We start from the raw sequence: 26,121 nt of genomic DNA on the forward strand, positions 1-26,121 counted from the left end.
GAGGATCCGTGCGACGGGTCACCCTCTGGCTGCTCTCCACCGTGGCGGCCCTGGTGCTGCTGTTCAGCTACCGGACCAGCACGATGGGTCCGGGCGGGGCGAGCAGCGCGGTCGCCGGCGGCGGATCCGACGGGGTGGTGACGAACCCCGGGACCGCGACCGACGGCGCGGACGGCTCGACCGGCGCCGGCTCGTCGGGAGGCGCCTCTTCCGGCGGCACGGTCACCGGGTCGGTGGCGCAGACCCGGTGGGGGCCGGTGCAGGTCCGGATCACCGTCTCCGGCGGGAAGATCACCGACGTCACGACGGTGCAGGTGCCGGACGGCAACCGCCGGGACCAGGAGATCAACGACTACGCGGTGCCGGTCCTGCGGCAGGAGGCCCTGGCCGCGCAGAGCGCCCGGATCGACACCGTCTCCGGGGCCACCGTCACCAGCGACGGCTACCGCGAGTCCCTGCAGTCCGCGATCGACGCGGCGCACCTGAAGTGAACGGGGTGGCGACGATGAACCTGACGATGGAACTGGACCGGCGGGCCTGGGTGGTGCAGGTGATGGGGCTGCCGGTGAGCGTGCACCTGCGCGGGCCGGAGGTGCACACCGACGCGGTGGCGGCCCGGGTGGAGCGGGTCTTCGCCGAGCTGGGCGAGGTGGACGCGGTGTTCAGCACGTACCGGCCGGAGAGCGTGCTGGGCCGGCTCGGCGGCGCGCTGCCCGACCCGGCCACCGCCGAGCCGGTGGTGCGCGAGGTGGTGGAGTTCTGCGAGCTGGCCCGCGCCCGCACCGGCGGCTGGTTCGACGCCCGGCTCCTGCCGCTGCCCGGCGGCGGCACCGGCTTCGACCCGTCCGGGCTGGTCAAGGGATGGGCGGTGGAGCGCGCCGCCCGGCACCTCGCCGACCTGCCCGAGCACGACCTCTGCCTCAACGCCGGCGGGGACGTGCTGCTGCGTACCGCGCCGGGCCGGCCGGCCTGGCGGGTCGGGGTGGAGGACCCCGACCACCCCGAGCGGATGCTCGACGTGATCGAGCCGGCGGGCGGCGCCGTCGCCACTTCGGGCACCGCACGGCGCGGCGCGCACATCCTGGACCCGCGCGCCGGCCGGCCGGCCGCGGCCGTCCGGTCGGTCACCGTGGTCGGCCCCGAGCTGCTCTGGGCCGACGTGTACGCCACCGCGGCCGCCGCCCGGGGCACGGACGCACTCGACTGGCTGGCCACCCTGGACGGCTACGAGGCCCTGCTGGTGGAGGCCGCCGGTCGGGTCCGGGCCACCCCGAACTGGCCCGGCTCTCGACCGGCGGCTCCGGCCCGCGCCGGGTAGTCGGGCAGGCCGGCCTTCCCCTCCCGGCTGAACTGCGTCCGTCGGACACAGCGTACCCTAGACACAGTTTTGGGTCCGCGACAAGACCGGCCCGGAGGAGGATCATGGACCGGATGAACAGCGGGGCCGTCGACAACCGAAAGCTCTACGAACTGCTGTGGGGCCCGCGGACCCCGCCGCGCCGCGGCCCCCGCCCCACCCTCACCCTCACCGTGATCGCCCAGGCCGGCATCGCCATCGCCGATGCCGAGGGGTTGGACGGACTCACCATGCATCGGGTGGCCGAGGCGTTGGGCGTCACCAAGATGGCGCTCTACCGGTACGTGCCCGGCAAGGCCGAGCTGGTCGCCCTGATGCTGGAGGCGGCGGTGGGTGAGCCACCCCTGCCGCCCGAGGGCGCCGACTGGCGCGGCCGGCTCGACGACTGGACCCGGCAGATGCTCTGCCGGTTCCGCCGCCACCCGTGGGCCCCTGCGGCCACCTGCGGCCCCCGGCTGCACGGCCCGAACGAGCTGGCCTGGCTGGAACGCGCCGTCGCCGCCCTCACCGGCACCGGGCTGACCGGCGACGAGCAGCTCGACGTCGTGGTGCTCCTGGCCGGGTACGCCGGCAACCTGGCCCAGCACGCGTCGACCACCACCGACACGCCAAGCCAGCACAGCGAGGCCGGACTCGTCGCGCTGCTGCGCGGCCGTGCGGACCGCTTCCCGTCGCTCGACGCCGCCGTGCGCTCCGCCACCCACCAGGCCGACGGCGACCAGGCCCTCGACTTCGGGCTCGCCCGCATCCTCGACGGCATCGAGGCGCTGATCACCGCCCGCGCCGCCGGACGGATCCCACCGCGGTCATGACCCGGCCGTCCGGTTCGTCGGGACGGCGATCTCCGTGATCACCGGCGCCGGTCACGGACGTGGCGTGGCCGGGTGAACCGGGCGGCAACCGAACCGGGAGAATGAACGGCATGCAGCCACACCCGAACGTGCAGGCGGTGCAGCGGACGCTCGACGACGCGGACGCCCGCGACGGCTCCGGCGGGCCGAGCCGGGTCCGCCTGCTGCCCGAGGCGGTGCACACCGCCGCGGCGGCCGCCGAGGCGCTCGGCGTCGGCGTCGGCGCCATCGCCAACTCGCTCGTCTTCGACGCGGACGACGCGCCGCTGCTGGTGCTCACCTCGGGCGCGCACCGGGTGGACACCGCCGGGCTGGCCGCGTCCCTCGGGGTAACCCGGCTGCGCCGGGCCAGCCCGGAGTTCGTCAAGCGGCACACCGGTCAGGTGATCGGCGGGGTCGCCCCGGTCGGCCACCCCCGGCCGCTGCGCACCGTGGTCGACACCGCCCTGCGGGCGTACGACGAGGTGTGGGCGGCCGGCGGCGTGCCGCAGGCGGTCTTCCCCACCACGTACGCGGAGCTGCTGCGGATCACCTCCGGCGCCCCCGCCGAAGTGGCGTGAGCGAGCGAACCATCAAGCTCAGCAGCGAGGCGGTTCGCGCCGCCGCGGGGCGAAGCGGGGCGGTGGCGTGAGCCCGCCGGGACTCGTCACGCTGCACGTGTGGCGGATCCACCCGGCCGCGGTGCCCGGTGCGCTGCTCCGGATGGCCGTCCACCCGCCGCGACTGCGCCGGGCCCCCGGCGTCCGGTTCGCCAAGCTGCTCGGCACCGGGACCGGCACCGGCTTCGGCCCCGGCGACGCCGACCCGACCCGGTGGGCCGCGCTGGTGGCCTGGAACTCCCCGGCCGCCGCGGCCGGCTTCGACGCCTCCCCGGTGGGCCGGTCCTGGGCCCGGATCGCCCGCTCCTCGGCCCGCCTGGAGCTGCGCCCGTTGACCAGCCGGGGCGCGTGGTCCGGCCGCCGGCCGTTCGGCGAGCCGTCCGGCGGCCCGGTCACCGGGCCGGTGCTGGCGCTGACCCGGGCCCGGCTGCGGGCCCGCCGCGCGGTCACCTTCTGGCGGGCGGTCCCGCCGGTGGCCGCCGCCCTGCACGCCGCGCCCGGGCTGCTCGCCCGGTTCGGCGTCGGCGAGGCCCCGCTGGGCTGGCAGGGCACCGTGAGTGTGTGGCGCGCCCCGGCGGACCTCGTCGCGTTCGCGTACCGTCAGCCCGAGCATCGCGCCGCGATCACGCGTACCCCCGCCGAGGGCTGGTACGCGGAGGAGCTGTTCGCCCGATTCGCGGTCGACGACGTGGTCGGCGACCGGGCGGTGCTGGGGTGGGTCGCCGAGGGCGATCCGGAAACGGCGAGAGGACACGCATGAGGTTGGTGCGCTGGACGCCGGACGATCTGGTCCGGCGGCTGGACGACGTGGTGGCCGTCTACGGCGAGGCGATGGGCTACCGCGCCGACCTGCTCGAGGCCCGGCGCGGCTACATCGCCACCCACGTCCGCCGCCCTGGCTTCCGCGCCGTCGCCAGCCTCACCAGCGAGGGGCACCTGGCCGGCTTCGGGTACGGCTACCTCGGCGCCGCCGGCCAGTGGTGGCACGACCAGGTGCACCGGGCGCTGGACACCGAGGCGCGGCAGCGCTGGCTGCTCCACTGCTTCGAGGTGGTCGAGCTGCACGTCCGCCCGCCCGCGCAGGGGCACGGCCTCGGCGCCGGCCAGCTGCGCGCCCTGCTCACCATGGCGGAGGGGACGACCACCCTGCTGTCCACGCCGGAGGCCGACGAGCAGAAGTCCCGGGCCTGGCGGCTGTACCGGCGGTTCGGCTTCGTCGACATCCTGCGCAACTTCCACTTCCCGGGGGACGAGCGACCGTTCGGCGTGCTCGGCCGGGACCTGCCGCTGCCCCCGCCCGGCCCCGGCGGCGCCCCCGCCCCGGCCGGGCCGTGATCCGGGGCCGGCTGCCCTGGGCGCTGCTGGCCGGCCTGGTCCTCGCCCAGATCGGCTACCCGCTCACCGCCGGCGCCACCCGGGCCGGGCTGACCGTGGCCACCGTCGTGCTCGGATACCTGCTCTCCGTCGGGCACGCGCTGCTCACCCGCGGTACGCGTACCGCGGTCGCGCTGGTCGCGGTGGCCACCGGCGGCGGGTTCGCCGTGGAGGCGCTCGGGGTGGCCACCGGCTTCCCGTTCGGCAGCTACGACTACTCCGGCGAGCTGGGCCCGAAGCTGGCCGGGGTACCGCTGATCATCCCGCTGGCCTGGACCTGGATGGCCTGGCCGGCCTGGCTCACCGCGGTCCGGCTGACCCGGCCGGCCACCGCGGGCGGGGCGCGTTTCCGCCGCGCCGGCCGGATCACGCTCGCCGCGGTCGGGCTGGCCGCCTGGGACCTCTTCCTCGACCCGCAGATGGTGGCCGAGGGCTACTGGGTCTGGCGGGACGTCGGCCCCGCCCTGCCCGGCCTGCCCGGCGTCCCGGCCAGCAACTACCTCGGCTGGCTGCTCTTCGCGCTGCTGCTGGCGGCGACGCTGCGGCCGCTCGCCGGGCCGGCCGTCGACCGCACCGACGGGCGGGACGCGCCGATGTTCGCGCTCTACCTGTGGACGTACGCCGCCAGCGTGCTGGCGCACGCGGTCTTCCTCCGCCTGCCGGCCTCAGCGGCGTGGGGCGCGGCCGGCATGGCGGTGGCCGCCGTACCGCTGGCGGTGACGCTGCTGCGGGCCCGCCGTCGCGTCCCCGAGCGCCGGGAGGTGGACGTGGCGGCCCGCCCCGGCGCCGGCACGCCGGCATGAGCGAGCGAAGGGAGCGAATCGGCCAGCTCGCCGTGTCTCCTGGCGTCGCCGACCGTAGGGAGGGGACGGCATGACCGCCGTCGTCGCCCTGGCCGTCGCGGTCGCCGCGCTCACCGCGCACACCTGGGTCAACGCCACCCGCTGGCTGCGCCGCCCCGCCGCCGACCCGGTCGAGGTGACCGAGGCGGTGGCGGTGCTGCTGCCGCTGCGCGACGAGGCCGACCGGGTGGCGCCGTGCCTGCGCGCGCTGCTCGCCCAGCGCGGGGTGCCCCACCTGCGCATCGTGGTGCTCGACGACAACTCAGGCGACGGCACCGCCGACGTGGTCCGCGCGGTGGCCGGCGACGACCCGCGGCTCACCCTGCTCAGCGGGGCCGCCCCGCCGCCGGGCTGGCTGGGCAAGCCGCACGCCTGCTGGCAGCTCGCCACCCGGACCGGACCGGCCCCGGCCGTGCTGGCCTTCGTCGACGCCGACGTGGTGCTCACCCCGTACGCGGTCGCGGCGGCGGTGACCGAGCTGCGCGCGGCGGGCGCGACGCTGCTGTCGGCGTACCCCCGGATCGTGGTGCGGACGGCGGCCGACCGGCTGGTGCAGCCGCTGCTGCAGTGGTTGTGGCTGACCTTTCTGCCGCTGCGCGCGATGGAACGCTCGCCGCGGCCGTCGCTGGCCGCGGCGGGCGGCCAGTTCCTGGTGGTGGACCGGGCCGGCTACCTGCGGGCCGGCGGGCACGCGGCGGTCGCCGACCGGGTCCTGGAGGACATCGAGCTGGCCCGGGCGGTGAAGCGCGCGGGCGGGCGGATCGCCCTGGCCGACGGCTCCCGGCTGGCCGCCTGCCGGATGTACGAGAACTGGCCGCAGTTGCGCGACGGCTACACCAAGTCGCTCTGGGCCTCCTTCGGGCACCCCGGTGCCGCCGTGCTGGTGGTGGCGCTGCTGCTCCTGCTCTGGACCGCGCCCCCGCTGATCGCGGTGGGCACGCTGGCGGCCGGCGCGCCGGCGGTCGCCGCGCTCGCGTTCCTGGCCTACCTGCTGGGCGTCGCCGGGCGGGTGGTCACGGCCCGGGCCACCGGCGGGCGGGCCTGGCCCGACGCGCTGACACACCCCGTGTCGGTCGTGGTCCTCGGTTGGCTGACCCTACGGTCGTACCATCTGCGGAAGCGACGCCGGCTCACCTGGCGGGGTCGCCCGGTCGGCTAGGGGGGCGCGGCATGGCGCGGATCGTGGTCATCGGCGCCGGGGTCGGCGGGCTGGCCGCCGCCGCTCGGCTGGCGGTCACCGGGCACGAGGTCACCGTCTTCGAGCGCGCCGACACGGTCGGCGGCAAGCTCGGCCGGTATGTCCACGACGCCCCCGAGGGGTCGTACCGCTTCGACACCGGGCCGAGCCTGGTCACCCTGCCGCAGATCTTCCACGACCTGTTCGAGGCGACCGGCGCGAAGCTCGACGAGTACCTGGACCTGGTGCCGCTGGACCCGATCGTCCGGCACGTCTTCCCCGGCGGCGGTCCCACGCTGGACTCGTGCGCCGACCCGGCCGAGTTCGCCGCCCGGATCGGCGCGGCGTTCGGGGACCGGGCCGCCGCGGACTGGCAGCGGCTCTGGCGGCGGGCCACCCGGGTCTGGACGGCGTCGCACCGGGATGTCCTGCGCCGCACCGTCGACTCCCCCCGGGACCTGGCCGCGCTGGCCTGGCGGCTCGGCGACCTGGCCGCGATCAGCCCCGGCCGCTCCCTGCGCGGCGTCGGCCGCCGCCACCTGTCCGACCCGCGGCTGCGGATGCTGCTCGACCGCTACGCCACCTACACCGGCGCCGACCCGCGCCGCGCCCCGGCCGCGCTGGTCGCCGTCCCCTACGCCGAGCTGGCGTACGGCGGCTGGTACCTGCGCGGTGGGCTGGGCAGCCTCGCCGACGCGCTGCTGTCGCGCTGCCTGGACCTCGGGGTGGTGGTGCGGACCGGGACCGCGGTCACCCGGATCGACGCGGCCGGTGGCCGGGTGCACGGGGTACGCCTCGCCGGCGGCACCGCCGGAGTCCCCGCCGACGTGGTGGTGGCCAACGTGGACGCGCTCACCCTCTACCGGGACCTGCTGCCCACCCCGCGCCGGCTGGCCGGGCTCACCGACCGCAGCCTGGCCGGCTTCGTCCTGCTGCTCGGCGTCCGCGGCGACTCCGGGCTGGCGCACCACACCGTCTTCTTCCCCCACGACACTGACGCCGAGTTCGACGCGGTCTTCGGCGCCCCGGGGCGGGGGGTGCGGGCCCGGCCGGCCCTCGACCCGACGGTCTTCGTCACCGTGGCCGACGATCCCACCGTCCGCCCGGCCGGGCACGAGGCGTGGTTCGTGCTGGTCAACGCCGCGCGCCACGGCACCGCCGCGGGCGCGGTCGACTGGCGGCGACCGGGGCTGGCCGAGGCGTACGCCGACCGGATCCTCGACGTGCTCGCCGAGCGGGGCGTGGACGTCCGGGACCGGCTGGTGTTCCGCGAGATCCGTACGCCGGCCGACCTGGACGCGGCCACCGGCGCACCGGGCGGGGCGATCTACGGCACGGCGGGTGGCCTGCTGCGCCCGGCCAACCGGGGCCCGGCGCACGGGCTCTGGCTGGTCGGCGGCTCCAGCCACCCCGGGGGCGGGCTCCCGATGGTCACCCTGTCGGCCCAGATCGTCGCCGACGAGATCGGCCCGGCCTGGGCGTGAGGACCCCGGTCAACGGCCCGGGGTTCGGGTGGGCTGCTCGGCGGGTCGGTCGGCGTCGATCAGCGCGCGACGGACGGCGGCGAGGAGCTGCCCGAGGCCGTAGCCGGCCAGCAGCACCCAGACCGTGGTGACCATGGTGCTGGTGCCGGCGGTCACGTCGGTGTCGAGCAACCCGGTGAGCCCGGCGACCACCAGCCCGACCAGGGCCACGCACACCCGGGTGGGGCGCTCCCCCACGGTCACCACGCCGACCTCCCGCATCCCGGCGGCGATCGCCCGGGCCCGGACGTACTCGTGCAGCCAGGACAGGCCGCCGGCTGCGGCGACCAGCGCGCCCGGCGCACCGAGCAGCCAGAACGCGGTCAGCCAGGCGGCCTCACCGAGCCGGTCGGCGACCGAGTCGTAGACGTAGCCGAGCCGGGTGGTGCGGTTGGTGACCACCGCGACCGCGCCGTCGACGCTGTCCGCCACCGCGGCGAGCAGCACGAGCAGTGCGCCGAGGAACGGCCCGTCGCCCGGCCGCCCGACCAGCAGCGGCACGCCGACGCAGAGCAGCACCCCGACCACGGTCACCGGGGTCGGGCCGACCCGCAGCCGGCCCAGGATGTAACCCACGTGGTAGGAGAACCGCAGCCAGGCGCGGACCACCGGCGCGGCGGCGCGGGGGTCGAACCCGCCGTGCAGCCGCGCCCACGCGGCCGCGTACTGGTCCCAGTTCAGCTGTGTGCCCACCACGGAATCAACCGTAGAAGGGCGGTGCGGGTGGCGTGGGCCCGCTGGTCACACCCGCGCGGCGGTCTGGAGATGCTGCCAGACCTCGCGGGTGGCGGTGGACCGGTTGAGGGTGATGAAGTGGATCCCCGGCACGCCCTCGTCCAGCAGCCTCGCGCACATCTCGCTGGCCTGCTCGATGCCGAGCCGGCGGACCGCCTCCGGGTCGTCGGCCACCCGCGCGAACCGCTCCGCCAGGGCCGGCGGGAACGGCGCGCCGGAGAGCTGGACGGACCGCTCGATGGTGCCCAGCTGGGTCACCGGCATCACGCCCGCCAGGATCGGGGTGTCGCAGCCGGCGGCCGCCACCCGGTCCCGCAGCCGCAGGTAGTCGTCGGCGTCGAAGAACATCTGGGTGATGGCGAACTCGGCCCCCGCCTGGCACTTGCGGACGAAGTACCTCGTGTCGCTGGCCACGTCGGGTGAGCGCGGGTGCTTGTACGGGAAGGCGGCCACCCCGACGCTGAAGTCACCGGCGTCGCGGACCAGCCGGACCAGCTCCTCGGCGTACCGCACGCCCTCCGGGTGCCGGACCCACTCGCCGCCCGGGTTGCCCGGCGGGTCGCCCCGCACGGCCAGCACGTTGCGTACGCCGACGGAGGCCAGCCGGCCGATGACGTGCCGCAGCTCGGCGACCGAGTGGTTCACTGCGGTCAGGTGCGCCATCGGCAGCAGGGTGGTGTCGGTGGCGATCCGCTCGGTCACCGCGACCGTGGTGTCCCGGGTCGAGCCGCCCGCGCCGTAGGTGATCGAGACGAACGAGGGGCGCAGCGACTCCAGCTCACGGATGGCCTGCCAGAGCAGGCGCTCCCCCTGCGGGGTCTTGGGCGGGAAGAACTCGAACGAGAAGGTCGGCTGGCCGTCGCGGATCAGCTCCCCGATGGCCGGCTGAGGGTTCGGGAGGACCGAGGGAAGACCGAGCGCCACGTCCCGACTGTAACCGGCCCGTCCCGTCGTACCCAGGGTCTTCCCAGCCCGCGAGCGGAGCCGGGCAAAGCGTCGCACCCCGGGAGTAAAAAGGGGCAGCGCGGAGGGAGCCGGCCGGTAGCCGGTCCCCCGGGGCCCGCGCGGGGGTCAGCACGACCGGCGGCGCGCCGGGCCGGCACTGCCGGGCGTCCGCGTCGCACCGCGCCGATGCCCTCGGAGGACCGATGATCCCCATCCCGCCACCCGGCCCGCGCCTGTTCGGGCCGCTCCTGGCCGAGCTGCGGTCAGCACGCGGCTGGAGCCAGCAGCGGGTCGCCGCCGAGCTCTGCGCCGCGTCCGGCGTGCCGACCCTGACGAGACACGAGGTCTCCCGGTGGGAACGGCAGCGCCGGCTGCCCGGCGACTTCTGGCTGGGCTGGCTCGCCGTGGTCCTCGGGGTGCCGGGCGAGCTGCTCGCCGAGGCCGCTGCGCACAGCCGACGGCTCGGCGCCGTGCCGGCGGCGGTCGACCGGGCCGGTTCCCGGGCGCGGTTGGCTCTGCTCACCCTGGCGCACCACTGGGCGGCCGACCCGACCGGGGCGGCGCTGAGCGGTCCGCTCGCCGGCCACGCCCTGACCGGGCCGGCCGGCGGGGGGTCGCACCCCGACCGGGAGCCCGCCGGAGCTGCTCCGGACCTGGTGGCGGGCGAGCCGCCCCTGGCCGGGGTGACGGGCGCCGCCGGCCGGCCCGGTGCCGGGCCGGCCGGCGGCGCCCGCCGACCAGACCGGCGGGCCCGCGCCGGGCCGGGAACCGCCGTGGCTGTACTGGCTCGACGAGGCCGAGCTGGCCGCGCTGACCGGCCGCACCCTGGTCGCGCTGGGCCGTCCGGGGGCCGCCGTGCCGCTGCTCGGGCCGGCGGCGCGCGGGCGGGACCGGCCGCGCCGCGCCGCGGTCTACGGCGGCTGGCTGGCCCGGGGCTACCTCCAGCTCGGCGAGGTGGCGGGGGCGTGCGCGGTGGCCGGCGAGGCGCTGCTCGACGCCGTCCGGTCCGGTTCGCCCCGGGCGGTCGGCCAGCTCACCGAGGTACGCCGGCGGCTGGTCGCGCACCGCGACGAGCCGGCGGCCCGACGGTACGCGGGCCTGCTCGCGGCGGCCCGCCCGTACCTGCCGGTCGGTGCGGCGGGCGGGCCCGGGGCGGCGGGATCCCGTCGACCCCCGTCGAACCCCCGCCATGGCGGCACGACGCGATCGGCGGGGACCGGCTAGCGTTCACGCGTGACCCACGCTGCTCCCGTATCCCCCGTCGACCGCGCCGGCCTGCGCCAGCGGATCGACAAGGCCCTCACCGAGTTCCTCGCCGGCCAGCGCGGCTGGCTGACCGCGGTCGACGACGGCCTGGTGCCGGTCGCCGAGGCGATCGAGGCGTTCGTGCTGAGAGGCGGGAAGCGGCTGCGTCCGGCCTTCGCGTACTGGGGCTACCGGGGGGCCGGCGGGCTCGACTCCGACCAGGTGGTGGCGGCCCTGGCCGCGCTGGAGTTCGTGCAGGCCAGCGCCCTGATCCACGACGACCTGATGGACCGCTCGGACACCCGGCGCGGTGAGCCGGCCGTGCACCGGCGGTTCGCGGCCCGGCACCGGGCGGCCGGCTGGAGCGGCGACCCGGACGGCTTCGGTGACGCGGCCGCGATCCTCCTGGGCGACCTCTGCCTGGTCTGGTCGGACGAGCTGCTGCACGCCGCCGGCCTCGACCCGCGTACGGTCGCCCGGGCCCGGCCGGTCTTCGACGAGATGCGCACCGAGGTGACCGTCGGGCAGTACCTCGACGTGCTGACCCAGGCCACCGGGGACACCTCGCGGGAGCGGGCCGGCAAGGTGGCCCGCTACAAGTCGGCGAAGTACACGGTCGAGCGGCCGCTGCTGCTGGGCGCCGCGCTGGCCGACGCCCCGGCCGAGGTGCACGCGGCGTACTCGCAGTACGGGCTGCCGCTGGGCGAGGCGTTCCAGCTGCGCGACGACGTGCTGGGGGTCTTCGGGGATCCGGGGCGCACCGGCAAGCCGGCCGGCGACGACCTGCGCGAGGGCAAGCGGACGTATCTGGTGGCGGCGGCCCTGGAGGCGGTCGACGACGCGGGCCGGGAGCAGCTGCTCGGCGGGCTCGGCGATCCGGGGCTGGACGCCGCCGGGGTGACCCGGCTGCGCGAGCTGATCACGGCGAGCGGGGCGCTGGAGCGTACCGAGCGGCGGATCGCCGCGCTGACCGAGAGCGCGCTGGCCGCCCTCACCACGGTCGACCTGGACACCGAGGCCCGGCAGGCCCTGGTCGACCTGGCCATCGCCGCCACCCGCCGCACCGACTGACCCCACCCCCACCCCACCTCCGCTGATGATCATGAGGTTGGCGGCTGAGTTGATCGCAGAAACTGCCGTCAACCTCATGATCAACGGGCGGACCCGGGGGGTGGGGTGGGTGGGGTTAGAAGCCGAGGGCTTGGGCGCGGCGTTTGACCTCGCGGGCCTGGTCGCCGCCGAGGGCGGCGGCCGGCGTGCCGGGGAGGGTGGGGTCCTCCTCGTAGAGCCAGCGCAACGCCGCCTCGTCGTCGTACCCCGCGTCGGCGAGCAGGTTGAGCACGCCGGGCAGGTGCTTGAGCACGGTGCGGTTGGCCACCAGGTCGGCCGGGACGCGGCGGACGCCGTCGCGGCGGACCGCGATCAACTCCCGGTCGCGGATCAGCTGGTGCACCTTGCTGATCGACAGGTCGAGGCGCTCGGCCACGTCCGGCAGGGTCAGCCAGCCGGCCGGGTCGGTCGGTCCGGGCAGGTCGGCGCCGGCGGCGGCGGGTACGGATTCGGTCACCCGACCACCCTGCCACGTGCCGGGGCGGCCCGAGCGGCGGCACCCCCGTCCGGCGCTTCCGGACGCGGCGCGACCAGGCCGGACACGCGCGGCGGGACCATCGTCGACCCTCGGCTGTAGCATCCTGTTCAACCTTCACCCCCCTGACACATAGACTGCCTGCCGATGGACACACAGGTCGCCGACACGTTGCTGGGCTCGCTGATAGACGGGCGCTACCGCATTCGCGGTCGCGTGGCCCGTGGCGGCATGGCTACCGTGTACACCGCCACCGACGAGCGCCTGGAGCGCACCGTGGCGGTCAAGATCATTCACCCGACCCAGGCCCCCGAGGCCCGGGCCCGGATGGCCGGCTTCGTGGAGCGGTTCACCGACGAGGCGAAGACCATCGCCCGGCTCACTCACCCGAACGTGGTCGCGGTCTACGACCAGGGCACCCACGCCGGCCTCCCCTACCTGGTGATGGAGTACGTCCGGGGCCGCACCCTGCGCGACGTCCTCGCCGAGCGGCGCCGGCTCAACCCGGACGAGGCCCTGGCGATCGCCGAGCAGATGCTCGCCGCGATCGCCGCCGCGCACCGTGCCGGCCTGGTGCACCGCGACGTCAAGCCGGAGAACGTGCTGGTCGCCGAGGCGCCCACCGGCGGCACCGGCAACCTGGTGGACAGCGTGGTCAAGGTGGCCGACTTCGGGCTGGCCCGCGCGGTTGAGGCGAGCGCCGAGGAGAACGGCAACCAGCTCATGGCCACCGTGGCGTACGTGGCCCCGGAGCTGGTCACCGAGGGCCACGCAGACCCACGCACCGACGTCTACTCCGCCGGCATCGTGCTGTTCGAGATGCTCACCGGCCGGGTGCCGTACGACGGCGACCGCCCGGTGGACGTCGCCTGGCAGCACGTCGACCGGGACGTACCGCCGCCGTCGACGCTGGTCCCGAGCCTGCCGAAGGTCCTCGACGACCTGGTCGGCCGGGCCACCCGGCGCGACCCGGGCGCCCGCCCCACCGACGCCGGCGCGCTGCTGGCCGAGGTGCAGGTGGCCCGGGACGGCCTGGGCAACGCCCACACCGCGGTGCTGCGGCAGGTGAGCGACGAGAACCCGATGGCGCAGCCGACCATGGTGGTGGCGGCGGTCCGCCCGGCCGAGCGTCCCGCCTGGGCCCGACTGCCGGAGGGGGGCGGGCAGCGCCCGCACCGCCACTGGTCCGCCGACAACGACCCGGGCTCCGGGCTGGCTGGGCTGCGTACCCGGATCATGGGCTCGCCCCGGGGCCGGCTGGCGGTCGCCGCGGCGGCCGTGGTGCTCGGCCTGGTGGCCGCTCTCGGCGGCTGGTGGTTCGGGGTGGGGCGCTACACGGTCGCCCCGCAGCTGGTGAGCCTCACCAAGGCCGAGGCGGAGGCGCGGGCCGCCCGGGGCGGCTTCACCCTCGATTACGCCGACCCCCGCTACGACGAGAAGGTGCCGAAGGACAGCGTGCTGGGGCAGAACCCGGGCTCCGCGGCCCGGATCCTCAAGGGCGGCAAGATCACGCTGACTCTGTCGCTCGGTCCGGAGCAGTTGCCGGTGCCGGACGTGGTGGGCAAGGACTTCGAGCTGGCCCAGGCCGAGCTGACCGACGCCAAGCTGGTGGTGGTCAAGGGCTCCGCCCGGTACGACGACGAACTGCCCGCCGGGGTGGTGATGGCCACCGATCCGAAGGTGGGCACGGTGGTCAAGCCGGGCACGAAGGTGACGGTGGTGCTGAGCAAGGGCCGCGCCCCAGTCACCGTGCCGAACCTGGTGGGCAAGAACCTCAACGACGCCCGGGGCATCCTCGCCCAGCTCGGGCTGACCCCGGTGGAGTCGTACAAGGACTCGGACAAGCCGAAGGACGAGATCCTCGGCCAGAGTCCGGCCGACGGCACCGGGGTGGAGAAGGGCGCCCAGGTCAAGCTGGAGATCAGCAAGGGGCCGCCGCAGGTGATCGTGCCCCGGGTGATCGACCTGCCCTGCGATCAGGCCAAGCAGGTGCTGGAGAGCCAGGGCTTCCCGGCCAACATCCAGGTCAACCCCGCAGGGGTGGCCCGCTTCCAGAACCCGGGCGAGAACACGCCGGTGCCGCCGGGCACCCCGGTCACGGTGACCTGCCTGTGAGCGCGAGGAGTGAGCCGGGTTTGCGAGCCCCGCAGCCGCGAACGAAAGACGGTTCGGTGAGCGCGAGGAGTGAGCCGGGTTTGCGAGCCCCGCAGCCGCGAACGAAAGACGGTCCGGTGAGCGAGCGGAGCGAGTCGGTTTCGCGCGCCCCGCAGTCGCGGAGCGCGCGGCGGCGGGTCGGCTCGCACACCCCCACCTCCGGCGGCCTGGCGAAGGCGGCGCTGCCGTACGTCGACGCGGCCGGCGCCGAGGTGGTGCAGGTCTACGTCTCCAACTCGCGGGGCTGGGCCCTGCCGGCGGGCGACCCGGCGCAGGACGCGCTGTTCCGGGACGGTTGCGGCGAGCGGGGGGTGCCGGTCTTCATCCACGCGTCGCTCCTGGTCAACCTGGGCTCCCCCACCCCGGCCACCGTCGAACGGTCGGCCCAGACCCTGGCTCACGCGCTGCGCCGGGGCCGGGCGATCGGTGCCGAGGGCGTGGTGTTCCACGCCGGCAGCGCGGTGGACGCGGGGTACGCCGAGGCGGCGATGCGCCAGGTACGCGAGGCGCTGCTGCCGCTGCTCGACGAGGCGGCGGCAAGCGGCGGGCCGATGCTGCTGGTCGAGCCGAGCGCCGGGGGCGGCCGGTCGCTGGCCTCCCGGGTGGAGCACCTGGGCCCCTACCTGGACGCGGTGGACCGCCACCCGATGATGGGGGTCTGCTTCGACACCTGCCACGCCTGGGCCGCGGGGCACGACCTGGCCGTCGAGGGCGGGATGACCGCCACGCTGGACGCCCTGGTCGCCGCCGTGGGGGCGGATCGGCTGAAGCTGGTGCACGCGAACGACTCGAAGGATCTGTGCGGCTCGACCCGGGACCGGCACGAGAACATCGGCAAGGGCACCATCGGTGAGCCGGCGTTCGCCGAGCTGATGCGCCACCCGGCCACCGCCGGCATCCCAGTCGTGGTGGAGACTCCGACGGAGAAGCACGTCGGCCACGCCGCCGACATCGCCACCCTCACCCGCCTCCACCCCTAAACCACCCCCACTCCCTCCCCCGCGCCCCCGCTCAACCCGCGTTGATCAAGGAGTTGTGTCGGAATCCGCGCCGCCGGCGACGCAAACTCCTTGATCAACACGCTGAGGCGGGGGGTGGGGTTAGGCGCGGAGGATTTGGGTTAGGGCCTCGGCGGCGCGGTCGACGGCGGCGTCGGTGACGTCCAGGTGGGTGACCAGGCGGGCGGTACGCGGGCCGAGCACCGAGACCAGCACACCCGCCGCCCGGGCGGCGGCCGCGAGGGCCTTCGCGTCGAGCGGGTGCTTGGTCAGGTCGAGCGGGACGATGTTGGTCCGCACCGGCATGGCGAGCACGCCGTACGGGGCGACGGCCTCGGCCAGCCGGGCGGCCTTGGCGTGGTCCTCGGCGAGCCGCCCGACGTGGTAGGCCAGCGCGTACCGGCCGGCGGCGGCGAGGATGCCGACCTGCCGCATGCCGCCGCCCATCCGCTTGCGGATCCACCGGGCCCGTTCGATCTTCTCGGCGCTGCCCAGCACCAGCGAGCCGACCGGCGCGCCGAGGCCCTTGGAGAGGCAGACGGACAGGGTGTCGAAGAGGGCGCCGTACTCCGCCAGCGGCACCTCGTCGGCGACGTGCGCGTGCCAGATCCGGGCGCCGTCACAGTGCAGCGCCAGCCCGTGGTCGTCGGCCACCCGGCGCAGCTCACGCAGGGTGGCGAGGGGGATCACCCCGCCGCCGCCCCGGTTATGGGTCTGCTCGACGGCGATCGCCCGGGTCGGCACCGCGAAGTAGCCGTCGGGCCGGACCATCCCGGCCACCACGTCCGGGTCGATCTCCGCGCCGACCGCCGGCCAGGTCCGCGACGAGATTCCGCCGTACGCGGCTGCCGCGCCGATCTCGTACGTGACCACGTGCGCGTCTGCGTCGCAGAGCAGCTCCTCACCGGGCGGCACGACGAGCTGGAGCGCGATCTGGTTGGCCATCGAGCCGCTCGGGGCGAACAGTGCGGCCTCGTGCCCGAAACGGGCGGCCACCTCGGCCTCGAGCGCGGCGACGGTGGGGTCCTCGCCGTACACGTCGTCGCCGACCTCGGCGGTGGCCATCGCCTCCCGCATCCCGGCGGTGGGCCGGGTCACCGTGTCGGATCGTAGATCAACAAGCTCAGCCACAGTCATCCTTTCGGCTGCCGACCGCGGGGCTCGCAAGCCCACTCCGCGCGTCAGCCACGAAGCATCTCCGCCACCAGGAAGGCCAGCTCCAGCGACTGCTGGGTGTTCAGTCGCGGGTCGCAGGCGGTCTCGTACCGATCGGGCAGGTCGAGGTCCTCGATGCCCTGGGCGCCGCCCAGGCACTCGGTGACGTCCTCGCCGGTCAGCTCGACGTGCAGGCCGCCCGGGTGGGTTTCCAGGCTGCGGTGCACCTCGAAGTAGCCGAGCACCTCGTCGACGATCCGGTCGAAGTGCCGGGTCTTGTAGCCGTTCGAGGACTCGTGGGTGTTGCCGTGCATCGGGTCGCACTGCCAGACGACCTTGGCCCCGGCCGCGGTGACCTTGGCGACGATCGGCGGCAGGGTGTCCCGGACCCGGTGGTTGCCCATCCGGCTGATCAGGGTGAGCCGGCCGGGGATGTTGTCCGGGTTGAGCTTCTCGCAGAGCTCGATGGCCTCGTCCGGGGTGGTGGTCGGGCCCAGCTTCACGCCGATCGGGTTGGCGATCCGGGAGATGAAGTCGAGGTGCGCCCCGTCGATCTGCCGGGTCCGCTCGCCGATCCACAGGAAGTGCCCGGACAGGCCGTACGCCCGGTTGCCGGAGATCCGGGTGAGCGCCCGGTCGTACTCCAGCGCCAGGGCCTCGTGGGAGCAGTAGAGGGTGACCGTACGCAGCGCCTCGTCGTCGGTCATCCCGCAGGCCCGGATGAAGGCCAGCGCCCGGTCGATCTCCCGGGCGATCGCCTCGTAGCGCTCGCCGGCCGGCGACTGCTTGACGAAGTCCTTGTTCCAGTCGTGCACCGCGTGCAGGTCGGCGAGCCCGCCGGCCAGGTACGCCCGGAGCATGTTCATCGCGGCCGCCGAGTTGGCGTATGCCCGGATCATGCGCTGCGGGTCGGCGACCCGGGCCTCCGGCGTGGCCTCCAGCGAGTTGATCATGTCCCCGCGGTACGCCGGCAGGCCACGCGCGTCGGTCGGCAGCGACCGGGGCTTGGTGTACTGCCCGGCGACCCGGGCCACCTTGACCACCGGGAGCGACGCGCCGTATGTCAGCACGATCGCCATCTGGAGCAGGGTGCGGGCGTTGGCCAGCAGGTGGCTCTCGGTGTTGTCGGCGAAGGTCTCGGCGCAGTCACCGCCCTGGAGCAGGAACGCCTTGCCCTCGCAGACCAGCGCGAGGCGCTGCCGGAGTTGGTCGACCTCGTACGGCGCGACCACCGAGGGCACCGTGTCGAGGACCTTGCAGACCTCGGCGACCTGGGCCGGGTCCGGCCACGGCGGAGTCTGGGCCCGCGGCAGCTCCCGCCAGCGGTCCAGGCCGAGGGCCGCGTCCTCGGCGGAGTCGGCGGTCGGGCGGCTGGTCTGGAGTCCCGGGCTGCCCACCGCCGGGTGGGTCAGCTGATGCCACTCATGGCGCATGAGAGAAAGCGTACGGCGACCGCCGGGGTGACCCGCCGCCGAGGGGGACGGTTCCGGCAGTTGGGAGATCACCGCCACACTCCGGCGGGCCGCAGGTCAGCCAGGCGGGCGGGTCAGGGGGTGATCGACGGTTCCGGGGTGTGGCCGCCCGGGGCCTCGCCGGAGATGCACCAGTCCGCGCCGCTGCGGGTGACCGTGAACAGCAGCGCCCGGGTGGCCTTGCGGGAGCCGACGGCGACGGTGACGGAGGTGCTGACCTCCTGGCCGTTCGGCCCGGACCGGACGTCGGTGATGGTGGCCTGCGGCACGGTGAAGTGGTCGGCGAAGTCGCCGTTGGGACCCGTCGCGGCGGCGTCGAAGGCGGCCTGCACGGGGGCGCAGAACTGGCTGCGGCCGGCGTCGACGTCCTTGCCCGCCATCGCGTCGAGGTACGCCTGCACCCGCTCGCGGCTCTTGGCCGCCGCCTCCTCGGCCGGTGCCCGCTGCGGGCCGCCGTCGGAGGCGGCCCCGGGCCCGTCGTCCCCGCCGAGGCCGCAGCCGGTCAGGGCCAGCGGCAGGAGCGCGAGCAGCACCACCCCGGTCGCCACCCTCGGGTGCGTCAGGCCCATCGGTCCCTCCCATCGGCGCGGGCATCGGAAGATGCCGAGCGGCGAGTGTGCCACATCGACCTTCCCGCCTGTCGAACCGTCGTACGGAATGTCGGTCACGTCCCTGGCGACGCGGCGCGCGGCCGTTCCATCTTGCCTCGACCACCCCGGTCAGCCGGTCCGGCGCGCGGGCGGCTCGGCGGGGCTGGACAGCCGGGCGGGGAGGGGCCGGTAGGGCCCCTCCCCGCCGGGTGGGTGATGCGTCGGCCCTCGGCTCAGCCGAGGCCGCCCTTGATGGCGCCGATCAGCTCGCCGTTGCTGGTGTCACCGGAGAGCTCCCAGAAGAACGCGCCACCGAGGCCCTGGTTCTTCGCGTAGGTCATCTTGCCGCCGATGGTGGACGGGGTGTCGTAGCTCCACCAGTTGCTGCCGCACTTGGCGTACGCCGTGCCGCCCACGGTGCCGGTCGCCGGGCAGCTGTTCTTGAGCACCTTGTAGTCCTCGATGCCCTGCTCATAGGTGCCGGGCGCCGGGCCGGTGGCGGTGCCGCCCGGGGCGGACTGGGTCACCCCGGTCCAGCCCCGGCCGTAGAAGCCGACGCCGAGCAGCAGCTTGTCGGACGGGACCCCCTTGCCCTTGAGCTTCTGGATCGCCGCGTCCGCCCAGAAGCCCTGCTGCGGGATGCCGGCGTACGAGTAGAGCGGGGAGTGCGGGGCGGTGGGCCCCTGGGCGTTGAACGCGCCGAAGTAGTCGTAGGTCATCGGCATCAGCCAGTTGAGCTGCGGCGCGGCGCCGGCGTAGTCGGCCGCGTCGATCTTGCCGCCGCTGCTGCCGTCGGCGGTGATCGCCGCGGTGACCAGGAAGTTGGCGCCGAACTTGCTGCGCAGCGCGCTGACCACGTTCTTGAAGGCGTTCGGGCCGCTGCTGTCGCACTGCAGGCCGCAGGCGTTCGGGTACTCCCAGTCGACGTCGATGCCGTCGAAGACGTCCGCCCAGCGCGGGTCCTTGACCAGGGCGTAGCACGAGTCGGCGAACGCGGCCGGGTTCTGCGCGGCCTGGGTGAAGCCGGCCGACCAGGTCCAGCCGCCAAAGGACCAGAGCACCTTGAGGTTCGGGTACATCCGCTTCAGCTTGCGGAGCTGGTTGAAGCTGCCGCGCAGCGGCTGGTCCCAGGTGTCGGCCACGCCGTCCACGCTGTCCGCCGCGGTGTACGCCTTGTCGTAGTCGGCGTAGCTGTCGCCGATGCTGCACCGACCGCCGCTGGTGTTGCCGAACGCGTACAGGATGTGGGTCAGCTTGGCCGCCGACCCGCTGGTGTGGATGTTCTTGACGTGGTAGTTGCGGGCGTAGACGCCCCACTCGGCGAAGTAGCCGACGACCTTCTTGCCCCCGGTCGGCGGCGGGGTCGTGGGCGGCGGGGTGGTCGGTGGCGGAGTGGTCGGCGGAGCCGTGGTGGGCGGGGTGGTCGTCGGCGGGGTCGTGGTGGGCGGCGGGGTGCCGCCGGCGCAGGAGGCGCCGTTGACGGTGCAGTTGAGCGGCGCCTTGTACGCCCCGGTGCCGTTGTAGCCCCAGCTGAAGCTGGCCCCGGGTGCGAGCGGGCCGGCCCAGCTCTTCTTCACCGCGACATAGTGGTTGCCGCTGCTGGTGACGTCGGCATCCCAGAAGGTGCTGATGGTGGTGCCCGCGGGCAGGTCGAACTCGATGCGCCAGGTGTCCACGCTGGCGCTGGTGCCGTTGGTGACGGTCACCTTCGTCTCGTGACCGGTCCCCCAGTCCTGCACCTTGGCGAAGGTGGCGGTCACGCTGCCCGCGGCGGACGCGGTCGCCATCGGTACCGCCGCGACCGCCAGCGCGACCACGGCACCGGTGGCCCAGAGGGCCCGGCGGAGCGATCTCTCCATACGGCGTCTCCCTAAACAGTTAGGAAACTTTCCAGATTGATGCTGAGACGCTACTCACGCGTCATCACTTCGTCAAGATGTAGATGCATCGATTTCCTGTGCCCGCGCCAACCGGTCCCCGCGGGCGCGTAGCCTCGCCACATGACCGTTTTCGACGTGCAGATCGACGCCCTCACCGGCGGCCCCGCCGACCTCGCGCGGTATCGCGGCCGCGCGCTGCTGGTGGTCAACGTGGCCTCGCGGTGCGGCCTCACCCCGCAGTACGCCGGCCTCCAGGCCCTGGCTGACGAGTACGCCGACCGGGGCCTGACCGTGCTCGGGGTGCCCTGCAACCAGTTCGCCGGACAGGAGCCCGGCACGGCCGCGGAGATCGAGGAATTCTGCCAGGTCAACTACGGCGTGACCTTCCCGCTGACGGAGAAGGTCGACGTCAACGGGCCGGGGCGGCACCCGCTCTACGCCGAGCTGGTGTCCACGCCGGACGCCGAGGGACACACCGGCGACGTGCGGTGGAATTTCGAGAAGTTCCTGGTCGCCCCGGACGGCACGGTGGCCGGCCGGTTCGCGCCGCAGATCACCCCGGACGCCGCCGAGCTGCGGGCCGCGATCGAGAAGGTGCTGCCCGCCTGACCGCGCTCAAGATCCGCCCTGATCCCCGGAAAGAGTGGCTGTTCAACACGAAATAGCCGCTCTTCCGGGAAAGTGCAGCCAGCGAGCCCGTCCGCGATGGTTCGGACGGGCGGATCGGGTCGGCTCAGCGGCAGCGCAGCGGGCCGCGCCGACTCCACCACGGGAATCGGCGCGGCCCCGGAGGCGGTCAGCCCGCGACGGAGCGGAAGACCGGGTAGTAGCCGCCGGACTGCCCGGCAGCCGTCGGGTGGTACGAGACGGTCAGGTTGAGGTAGTTCAACGCGTGCAGCCACTTCTCGCCGTAGCTGCAGAGCTGGTGGCCGACGAAGATCGACCGGACGTCGGCGAACTTGAAGCCGGCCGAGGTGGCCGCCGTCCTGGTGATGTCGTCGAGCAGGTTGATGCCCTCGTTGATCTTCGCTCGGGAGGTCGCGCTGAGCCCGACGCAGATCGTGCCGAGCTGGTAGAAGACCGGGTAGCCGACGACCACCACCCGGGCCGAGGGCGCCCGGCTCTTGATGCCGTTGTAGACGTTGGCGAGCTTGCCGGGCAGCTCGGTCCGGGCCTTGTCCTCGGCGGCCTGCACGGCCGCCACGCACTGGCTCTCACCCTGCAGGACGCAGGTGGTCATGATGTTGGCGAAGCCGACGTCGTTGCCGCCGACGGTGACGCTGACCAGGGTGGTGGTCGAGGACAGCGCCGAGAGCTGACTGTTGATGACGTCCGTCGTGGTCGCGCCCGAGCAGGCCACCGAGCGGTACGAGGCCGGCCTGATGTTGGTGTTGTAGAGCGCGGGATAGGCGTTGGTGCTGCGCAGGCAGGACCCGCTCTCGGAGGTGTAGCTGTCGGCGCCGACGCCGGAGGCGTACGAGTCGCCGAGCGCGACGTACCGGTCGGCGGGGGCGGCCTGGGCGGGGGCGGCCAGGGCCAGGGTAAACCCGAGCGAGGACGCCAGGGCCAGGGCGAGGGTGGCAAGACGGGATCTCCGCACGTCGCACTCCTGGGGGTGGGAAGTGGTGGTGGGAGATAGATATCAATGAATCAGGTCCGGACGGAAGATCAACAATTCGCAGGGTTCGTCGATAGACCCTTATTGATACAAATCATTACCAATGCGATTCCGGTCGCTGAAGGTTTTCGCCAGGCCGAGGCGAACGCCCCCGACCGGATGCCGGGCCGCCGAATAACCGACCACCTTGGTCGGGAATGCCGGCCGCCGTCATGCGGTTGGCACCGGACATGACAACTGTGGGACTGATCGGCAGCGGCAACATCGGCGGCACGGTGGCCCGGCTGGCGGTGGCCGCCGGTCACGACGTGGTACTCAGCAACTCCCGTGGCCCGGAGACGCTCAAGGAACTGGTGGACGAGCTGGGCCCCCGGGCCCGCGCCGCCACCCCGGCCGAGGCGGCGGCGGCCGGCGACCTCGTGGTGGTCACCATCCCGCTGCGGGCCTACCGGGCGGTGCCGGCCGAGCCGCTCGCCGGCAAGATCGTCATCGACACCAACAACTACTACCCGGAGCGGGACGGGCGGTTCCCGGAGCTGGACGACGAGTCGACCACCACCAGCGAGCTGCTCCAGCGGCACCTGCCCCAGGCGCGGGTGGTCACGGGCTTCAACAACATCTACTTCAAGCACCTGCTCGCCCTGGCCCGGCCGGCCGGCGCGGCGGACCGTACCGCCCTGCCGATCGCCGGCGACGACGCGGCCGCCAAGGGCACCGTCTCGAGGTTCCTCGACTCCCTCGGCTACGACGCGGTCGACGTGGGCCCGCTCGCCGAGGGCTGGCGGTTCCAGCGCGACACCACCGCGTACGCCGCCCTCTACTCGGCCGACCCGGCCAACGACTGGGAGCGGCCGGCACCGGTCGACGCGGAGCAGCTGCGCGCCGCCCTCGCCGCCGCCCGCCGCTACGCCGACAGCTGACCGTCCCGTCCGGAGGGTGGGGAAGCCGCCCGCCCTCCGGACGCGCCGGTTGCGCCGTAGTGCCCGGGCGGTCAGACCGCCTGCGGCGGGAGCGCGAGCCGCATGGCCGGATCGCGGGTCTCCCGGAAGCCGAGCGAGCGGTAGAGCGGCCGTCCCGCCGCGGAGGCCCGCAGGTCGATCCGCCGCACGCCCCGCTCGTGGAACCAGCCCAGCAGCGCCGTCAGGCAGGCCCGGGAGTGGCCGCGCCGGCGGTGGACGGGATCGGTGCTGACGTTAAAGACGTACCCGGTCAGGCCGTTCGGGTTGTCCGGGCCGCCGAGCCGGCGCTCGATCGTGCCGACCGCGCAGGCGGCCAGCGTTCCGTCCGGCGCGTCGACCACGAAGGCCGCCATCGACGGCTCCGGCTCGGCCAGCCACTCCCGTAGCTGCGCCCGGGCGACGTCCTGCCACGGGCCCGGCGGCGGCTCCGCACCCTTCACCGCCGCGAGCATCAGGCCACGCAACCGGACCAGCTCGGCGGCGTCATCCGGCGTCGCCGGGCGTGCGTCGACCATGCACGGCACCGTACCCGGCCAGCGACGGCACGCTCCGTCCGGTCCGGGCGCGTGGCTGGCCACACCGGCCGCCCCGGCTTGGACGCGCGGTGGAACCGTCGGGACGGGCCGGTGCGGGTGGGCCGTGGAACGGGTGCCGGAGGGCGGTCAGATCGGGCGGCGGCCGGCGAAGCCGCACTCCACCCGGTGGTACCAGCGCACCTCGTCGTCCCCCTCCAGCCAGCACCAGAGCACCGCCCGGCCGCCCCGCTCGCCGGGGAAGTCCAGCAGCACCGGGGCGATCCCCTTGACCTGGATGTCGTGCTGGTGGATCTCCTCGAGGACGGCGTGCAGCCGGGCTTCGAGGGCCTTCACCTCGGCCAACCCGCCGAGCGCGCTGACCCCGTGCTCGGCCAGGTCGACCCGCAGCTCGGCGAGGTCGGCGCGGAGCCGGATCAGCTCGTCGATGCGCGGCCGCAGCGTGGCCACCAGGTGTCGCGCCTGGGCGAGAGTGAACACGGCGCCAGTATGCGGCACGAACACACCAGGGGCACCGTCAGCGACGGTTGGGGCGATCTCGCGCCGTGGCTCGTACCTGCCGCCTCAGTCGGCCTGGGCCGCCAGTTCCCGGGCGCGGTCGCGGGCCGCCTCCAGCGCCGCCAGCATGGCTGCGCGTACGCCGTGGTTCTCCAGCTCCCGGATGGCGGAGATGGTGGTGCCGGCCGGCGAGGTGACCGCCTCGCGGAGCTTGACCGGGTGCTCGCCGGAGTCGCGGAGCATCACCGCCGAGCCGATGGCGGTCTGCACGATCAGCTCGTGCGCCACCTGCCGGGGCAGGCCGAGCAGGATGCCGGCGTCGATCATGGCCTCGACCAGCAGATAGAAGTAGGCGGGACCCGAGCCTGAGAGGGCGGTCACCGCGTCCTGCTGCGACTCGGGCACCCGGATGGTCGCGCCGAGCGGCTTGAACATCTCCTCGGCGAGGGCCAGGTGCGCGCCGGTGGCGTGCGCGCCGGCGGAGATGGCGCTCATCGCCTCGTCCACCAGCGCCGGCGTGTTGGTCATCACCCGGATCACCGGGGTGCCCTCCGGCAGCCGGCGGCTGAAGAAGGTGGTGGGCAGGCCGGCGCAGAGCGAGATGACCAGCTTGTCGGCCGGCACCTTCGGGCCGATCTCGTCGAGCAGCGCCGCCGCGTCCTGCGGCTTGACCGAGATGGCGAGCACCTCCGCCTCGTCCACCGCGACGAGGTTGTCCACCACCCGTACGCCGTACCGGGCGGTCAGCTCCTCGGCGCGGCTGGGTCGCCGGGCGGTGGCGAGCAGCCGCTCGACCGGCCAGCCGGAGCGGAGCAGGCCGGAGAGCATCAGCTCGCCGATCTTGCCGGCGCCGATCACGGCGACGGTGTGCACCTCGGGTGCCATGGGCCGTACCTCTCTCGGTCGAGGCGGGGCGCGGCGGACCCCGGCCGGGTCCGCCGCGCCGCCAGCGTCGATCAGCTGCCGAAGAAGACCTCGGCCTCGGCGTACCGCTCCAACGGCACGGTCTTCAGCTCCCGGGTGGCCTCGGCCAGCGGAACGCGGACGATGTCCGTGCTCTGCATCGCGACCATCTTGCCCCAGTCGCCCTCGTGCGCCGCGTCGATCGCGTGCAGGCCGAGCCGGGTGGCGAGTACCCGGTCGAAGGCGGTCGGGGTGCCGCCGCGCTGGATGTGGCCGAGCACCACGGTGCGGGCCTCCTTGCCGGTCTTCGCCTCCAGCTGCTCGGCGAGCCACTGGCCGATGCCGCCGAGCCGGACGTGGCCGAACGAGTCCAGCTCCTGGTTGTGCAGCACCATCTGGCCCTCCAGCGGGTGCGCGCCCTCGGCGACCACGACGATCGGGGCGTACTGGTGCTGGAAGCGCTTCTCGACGTACCCGGCGACCTGGTCGACGTCGAACTGCCGCTCGGGCAGCAGGATCACGTTGGCGCCGCCGGCGAGGCCGGCGTGCAGGGCGATCCAGCCGGCGTGCCGGCCCATCACCTCGACCACCAGCGTGCGGTGGTGGCTCTCCGCGGTGGTGTGCAGCCGGTCGATCGCCTCCATGGCGATGTTGACCGCGGTGTCGAAGCCGAAGGTGTAGTCGGTGGCACCCAGGTCGTTGTCGATGGTCTTCGGCACGCCGACGACCTTGACGCCCAGCTCGTGCAGCTTGGTGGCGACGCCGAGGGTGTCCTCGCCGCCGATGGCGATCAGCGCGTCCACGCCCTGGGCGGCGAGGTTGTCCTTGATCCGCTCGACGCCGTTCTCGATCTTGAACGGGTTTGTCCGGGACGAGCCGAGGATGGTGCCGCCGCGGGGCAGGATGCCGCGGACCTCCGCGATGCCCAGCGGCCTGGACAGGCCCTCCAGCGGGCCCTTCCAGCCATCCCGGAAGCCCACGAACTCGTGACCGTAGGTGGCGACGCCCTTGCGGACCACCGCCCGAATCACCGCGTTGAGACCAGGGCAGTCGCCGCCGCCGGTGAGCACGCCGATACGCATGATCTGCTCATCCTCCTGGAGCATCAGGTGAAGCCCGGATAAGCCC

27 protein-coding genes and 1 pseudogene are annotated in these 26,121 nt (G+C 74.4%); 16 read left to right on the forward strand and 12 right to left on the reverse strand.

All coding sequences use genetic code 11. The features are described from left to right. The first annotated feature begins 8 nt into the window (after window positions 1-8). The 9 genes from ACGF4F_RS09445 to ACGF4F_RS09485 all read left to right on the forward strand — a co-directional run bounded on the left by ACGF4F_RS09445 (window position 9) and on the right by ACGF4F_RS09485 (window position 7,684). A complete protein-coding gene (locus ACGF4F_RS09445) occupies window positions 9-491 on the forward strand; it encodes an FMN-binding protein (RefSeq protein WP_393076209.1) in 483 nt (160 codons plus the stop codon). A 14-nt stretch (window positions 492-505) separates the two neighbouring features. Next, window positions 506-1,318, forward strand: coding sequence for an FAD:protein FMN transferase (locus tag ACGF4F_RS09450; RefSeq protein ID WP_393076212.1), 813 nt, complete (start codon window positions 506-508; stop codon window positions 1,316-1,318). A gap of 104 nt (window positions 1,319-1,422) precedes the next feature. Continuing rightward, window positions 1,423-2,169, forward strand: a complete 747-nt coding sequence (locus ACGF4F_RS09455) for a TetR/AcrR family transcriptional regulator (protein WP_393076215.1) — start codon at window positions 1,423-1,425, stop codon at window positions 2,167-2,169. 110 nt (window positions 2,170-2,279) lie between these two features. Continuing rightward, a complete protein-coding gene (locus ACGF4F_RS09460) occupies window positions 2,280-2,768 on the forward strand; it encodes a YbaK/EbsC family protein (protein WP_393076218.1) in 489 nt (162 codons plus the stop codon). Between the two features lie 67 nt (window positions 2,769-2,835). Next, a complete protein-coding gene (locus ACGF4F_RS09465; protein WP_393076221.1) occupies window positions 2,836-3,567 on the forward strand; it encodes a monooxygenase in 732 nt (243 codons plus the stop codon). Continuing rightward, the gene (locus ACGF4F_RS09470) at window positions 3,564-4,142 is read left to right on the forward strand and encodes a GNAT family N-acetyltransferase (protein ID WP_393076224.1); all 579 of its coding nucleotides are present in this window, start codon (window positions 3,564-3,566) and stop codon (window positions 4,140-4,142) included. Before ACGF4F_RS09465 ends, ACGF4F_RS09470 begins: the two co-directional genes overlap by 4 nt. Next, the gene (locus ACGF4F_RS09475) at window positions 4,139-4,984 is read left to right on the forward strand and encodes a carotenoid biosynthesis protein (protein ID WP_393076227.1); all 846 of its coding nucleotides are present in this window, start codon (window positions 4,139-4,141) and stop codon (window positions 4,982-4,984) included. The genes ACGF4F_RS09470 and ACGF4F_RS09475 overlap by 4 nt, the downstream gene beginning before the upstream one ends. Before the next feature lie 70 nt (window positions 4,985-5,054). Beyond that, the gene (locus ACGF4F_RS09480; RefSeq protein ID WP_393076230.1) at window positions 5,055-6,182 is read left to right on the forward strand and encodes a glycosyltransferase; all 1,128 of its coding nucleotides are present in this window, start codon (window positions 5,055-5,057) and stop codon (window positions 6,180-6,182) included. A gap of 11 nt (window positions 6,183-6,193) precedes the next feature. Continuing rightward, window positions 6,194-7,684: a phytoene desaturase family protein gene (locus tag ACGF4F_RS09485; RefSeq protein ID WP_393076233.1), complete on the forward strand. Its 1,491-nt coding sequence runs from the start codon at window positions 6,194-6,196 to the stop codon at window positions 7,682-7,684. 9 nt (window positions 7,685-7,693) lie between these two features. Here ACGF4F_RS09485 and ACGF4F_RS09490 read toward each other — a convergent pair whose 3' ends face one another. After that, complete coding sequence (locus ACGF4F_RS09490; RefSeq protein ID WP_393076236.1) at window positions 7,694-8,419, reverse strand: CDP-alcohol phosphatidyltransferase family protein; 726 nt, start codon at window positions 8,417-8,419, stop codon at window positions 7,694-7,696. Window positions 8,420-8,464: 45 nt separating this feature from the next. Continuing rightward, on the reverse strand, window positions 8,465-9,382 hold the full coding sequence (metF, locus tag ACGF4F_RS09495; RefSeq protein ID WP_357435134.1) for a methylenetetrahydrofolate reductase [NAD(P)H]: 918 nt from the start codon (window positions 9,380-9,382) through the stop codon (window positions 8,465-8,467). 224 nt (window positions 9,383-9,606) lie between these two features. Between metF and ACGF4F_RS09500 the strand changes: the two are divergent. The 3 genes and pseudogenes from ACGF4F_RS09500 to ACGF4F_RS09510 all read left to right on the forward strand — a co-directional run. Continuing rightward, window positions 9,607-9,783 (forward strand): annotated as a pseudogene (locus tag ACGF4F_RS09500) (helix-turn-helix domain-containing protein); the annotation flags it as partial. A gap of 328 nt (window positions 9,784-10,111) precedes the next feature. Beyond that, window positions 10,112-10,627, forward strand: a complete 516-nt coding sequence (locus ACGF4F_RS09505) for a hypothetical protein (protein WP_393076240.1) — start codon at window positions 10,112-10,114, stop codon at window positions 10,625-10,627. Window positions 10,628-10,636: 9 nt separating this feature from the next. Next, the gene (locus ACGF4F_RS09510; RefSeq protein WP_393076243.1) at window positions 10,637-11,719 is read left to right on the forward strand and encodes a polyprenyl synthetase family protein; all 1,083 of its coding nucleotides are present in this window, start codon (window positions 10,637-10,639) and stop codon (window positions 11,717-11,719) included. Window positions 11,720-11,834: 115 nt separating this feature from the next. Here the strand turns inward: ACGF4F_RS09510 and ACGF4F_RS09515 are convergent, their stop codons facing one another. After that, a complete protein-coding gene (locus ACGF4F_RS09515) occupies window positions 11,835-12,215 on the reverse strand; it encodes an Rv2175c family DNA-binding protein (RefSeq protein WP_073838851.1) in 381 nt (126 codons plus the stop codon). A gap of 165 nt (window positions 12,216-12,380) precedes the next feature. Here ACGF4F_RS09515 and pknB point away from each other — a divergent pair, with 165 nt between their 5' ends. Beyond that, window positions 12,381-14,348 carry a Stk1 family PASTA domain-containing Ser/Thr kinase gene (gene pknB / locus ACGF4F_RS09520; RefSeq protein ID WP_357435130.1) on the forward strand — a complete coding sequence of 656 codons (1,968 nt, stop codon included), beginning with the start codon at window positions 12,381-12,383 and terminating at the stop codon, window positions 14,346-14,348. A 116-nt stretch (window positions 14,349-14,464) separates the two neighbouring features. Beyond that, window positions 14,465-15,367 (forward strand): deoxyribonuclease IV, encoded by a 903-nt coding sequence (locus tag ACGF4F_RS09525; protein WP_393076247.1) that lies wholly within the window; start codon window positions 14,465-14,467, stop codon window positions 15,365-15,367. A gap of 120 nt (window positions 15,368-15,487) precedes the next feature. Here the strand turns inward: ACGF4F_RS09525 and ACGF4F_RS09530 are convergent, their stop codons facing one another. From ACGF4F_RS09530 to ACGF4F_RS09545, 4 genes are all read right to left on the reverse strand, one after another. Continuing rightward, a complete protein-coding gene (locus ACGF4F_RS09530; protein WP_393076249.1) occupies window positions 15,488-16,522 on the reverse strand; it encodes a threonine aldolase family protein in 1,035 nt (344 codons plus the stop codon). Between the two features lie 44 nt (window positions 16,523-16,566). Beyond that, window positions 16,567-17,973 carry a class II 3-deoxy-7-phosphoheptulonate synthase gene (locus ACGF4F_RS09535; protein WP_357435125.1) on the reverse strand — a complete coding sequence of 469 codons (1,407 nt, stop codon included), beginning with the start codon at window positions 17,971-17,973 and terminating at the stop codon, window positions 16,567-16,569. Window positions 17,974-18,086: 113 nt separating this feature from the next. Next, entirely contained in the window at window positions 18,087-18,581 is a 495-nt protein-coding gene (locus ACGF4F_RS09540) for a hypothetical protein (RefSeq protein ID WP_357435123.1), read from the reverse strand. A 254-nt stretch (window positions 18,582-18,835) separates the two neighbouring features. After that, a complete protein-coding gene (locus tag ACGF4F_RS09545) occupies window positions 18,836-20,461 on the reverse strand; it encodes a glycosyl hydrolase family 18 protein (protein ID WP_393076253.1) in 1,626 nt (541 codons plus the stop codon). Window positions 20,462-20,602: 141 nt separating this feature from the next. Here ACGF4F_RS09545 and ACGF4F_RS09550 point away from each other — a divergent pair, with 141 nt between their 5' ends. Next, complete coding sequence (locus ACGF4F_RS09550) at window positions 20,603-21,091, forward strand: glutathione peroxidase (RefSeq protein WP_393076255.1); 489 nt, start codon at window positions 20,603-20,605, stop codon at window positions 21,089-21,091. A gap of 187 nt (window positions 21,092-21,278) precedes the next feature. Here the strand turns inward: ACGF4F_RS09550 and ACGF4F_RS09555 are convergent, their stop codons facing one another. Beyond that, entirely contained in the window at window positions 21,279-22,082 is an 804-nt protein-coding gene (locus ACGF4F_RS09555; RefSeq protein ID WP_393076258.1) for an SGNH/GDSL hydrolase family protein, read from the reverse strand. A gap of 248 nt (window positions 22,083-22,330) precedes the next feature. Here ACGF4F_RS09555 and ACGF4F_RS09560 point away from each other — a divergent pair, with 248 nt between their 5' ends. After that, window positions 22,331-23,020: an NADPH-dependent F420 reductase gene (locus ACGF4F_RS09560; RefSeq protein WP_393076261.1), complete on the forward strand. Its 690-nt coding sequence runs from the start codon at window positions 22,331-22,333 to the stop codon at window positions 23,018-23,020. Window positions 23,021-23,091: 71 nt separating this feature from the next. On the opposite strand, the gene ACGF4F_RS09565 is transcribed toward ACGF4F_RS09560, so the two are convergent. The 4 genes from ACGF4F_RS09565 to ACGF4F_RS09580 form a co-directional block, all read right to left on the reverse strand. Beyond that, window positions 23,092-23,574 carry a GNAT family N-acetyltransferase gene (locus ACGF4F_RS09565; RefSeq protein WP_393076264.1) on the reverse strand — a complete coding sequence of 161 codons (483 nt, stop codon included), beginning with the start codon at window positions 23,572-23,574 and terminating at the stop codon, window positions 23,092-23,094. Window positions 23,575-23,721: 147 nt separating this feature from the next. Then, window positions 23,722-24,072 (reverse strand): DUF2203 domain-containing protein, encoded by a 351-nt coding sequence (locus tag ACGF4F_RS09570; RefSeq protein WP_357435114.1) that lies wholly within the window; start codon window positions 24,070-24,072, stop codon window positions 23,722-23,724. 84 nt (window positions 24,073-24,156) lie between these two features. Further along, window positions 24,157-24,975, reverse strand: coding sequence for a pyrroline-5-carboxylate reductase (gene proC, locus ACGF4F_RS09575; RefSeq protein ID WP_393076267.1), 819 nt, complete (start codon window positions 24,973-24,975; stop codon window positions 24,157-24,159). 71 nt (window positions 24,976-25,046) lie between these two features. After that, the gene (locus tag ACGF4F_RS09580; RefSeq protein WP_393076821.1) at window positions 25,047-26,075 is read right to left on the reverse strand and encodes a 6-phosphofructokinase; all 1,029 of its coding nucleotides are present in this window, start codon (window positions 26,073-26,075) and stop codon (window positions 25,047-25,049) included. Between the last annotated feature and the right edge of the window lie 46 nt (window positions 26,076-26,121).

Source organism: Micromonospora sp. NPDC047740 (assembly GCF_043204735.1).
Taxonomy (GTDB): Bacteria; Actinomycetota; Actinomycetes; order Mycobacteriales; family Micromonosporaceae; genus Micromonospora.

Bases quoted from the DNA above. Each gene is read 5' to 3' on its own strand.
- ACGF4F_RS09450 (WP_393076212.1), top strand. From the start codon at position 506: ATGAACCTGACGATGGAACTGGACCGGCGGGCCTGGGTGGTGCAGGTG.
- ACGF4F_RS09455 (WP_393076215.1), top strand. From the start codon at position 1,423: ATGGACCGGATGAACAGCGGGGCCGTCGACAACCGAAAGCTCTACGAA.
- ACGF4F_RS09460 (WP_393076218.1), top strand. From the start codon at position 2,280: ATGCAGCCACACCCGAACGTGCAGGCGGTGCAGCGGACGCTCGACGAC.
- ACGF4F_RS09470 (WP_393076224.1), top strand. From the start codon at position 3,564: ATGAGGTTGGTGCGCTGGACGCCGGACGATCTGGTCCGGCGGCTGGAC.
- ACGF4F_RS09480 (WP_393076230.1), top strand. From the start codon at position 5,055: ATGACCGCCGTCGTCGCCCTGGCCGTCGCGGTCGCCGCGCTCACCGCG.
- ACGF4F_RS09485 (WP_393076233.1), top strand. From the start codon at position 6,194: ATGGCGCGGATCGTGGTCATCGGCGCCGGGGTCGGCGGGCTGGCCGCC.
- pknB (WP_357435130.1), top strand. From the start codon at position 12,381: ATGGACACACAGGTCGCCGACACGTTGCTGGGCTCGCTGATAGACGGG.
- ACGF4F_RS09530 (WP_393076249.1), bottom strand. From the start codon at position 16,522: ATGACTGTGGCTGAGCTTGTTGATCTACGATCCGACACGGTGACCCGG.
- ACGF4F_RS09535 (WP_357435125.1), bottom strand. From the start codon at position 17,973: ATGCGCCATGAGTGGCATCAGCTGACCCACCCGGCGGTGGGCAGCCCG.
- ACGF4F_RS09540 (WP_357435123.1), bottom strand. From the start codon at position 18,581: ATGGGCCTGACGCACCCGAGGGTGGCGACCGGGGTGGTGCTGCTCGCG.
- ACGF4F_RS09545 (WP_393076253.1), bottom strand. From the start codon at position 20,461: ATGGAGAGATCGCTCCGCCGGGCCCTCTGGGCCACCGGTGCCGTGGTC.
- ACGF4F_RS09550 (WP_393076255.1), top strand. From the start codon at position 20,603: ATGACCGTTTTCGACGTGCAGATCGACGCCCTCACCGGCGGCCCCGCC.
- ACGF4F_RS09560 (WP_393076261.1), top strand. From the start codon at position 22,331: ATGACAACTGTGGGACTGATCGGCAGCGGCAACATCGGCGGCACGGTG.
- ACGF4F_RS09565 (WP_393076264.1), bottom strand. From the start codon at position 23,574: ATGGTCGACGCACGCCCGGCGACGCCGGATGACGCCGCCGAGCTGGTC.
- proC (WP_393076267.1), bottom strand. From the start codon at position 24,975: ATGGCACCCGAGGTGCACACCGTCGCCGTGATCGGCGCCGGCAAGATC.
- ACGF4F_RS09580 (WP_393076821.1), bottom strand. From the start codon at position 26,075: ATGCGTATCGGCGTGCTCACCGGCGGCGGCGACTGCCCTGGTCTCAAC.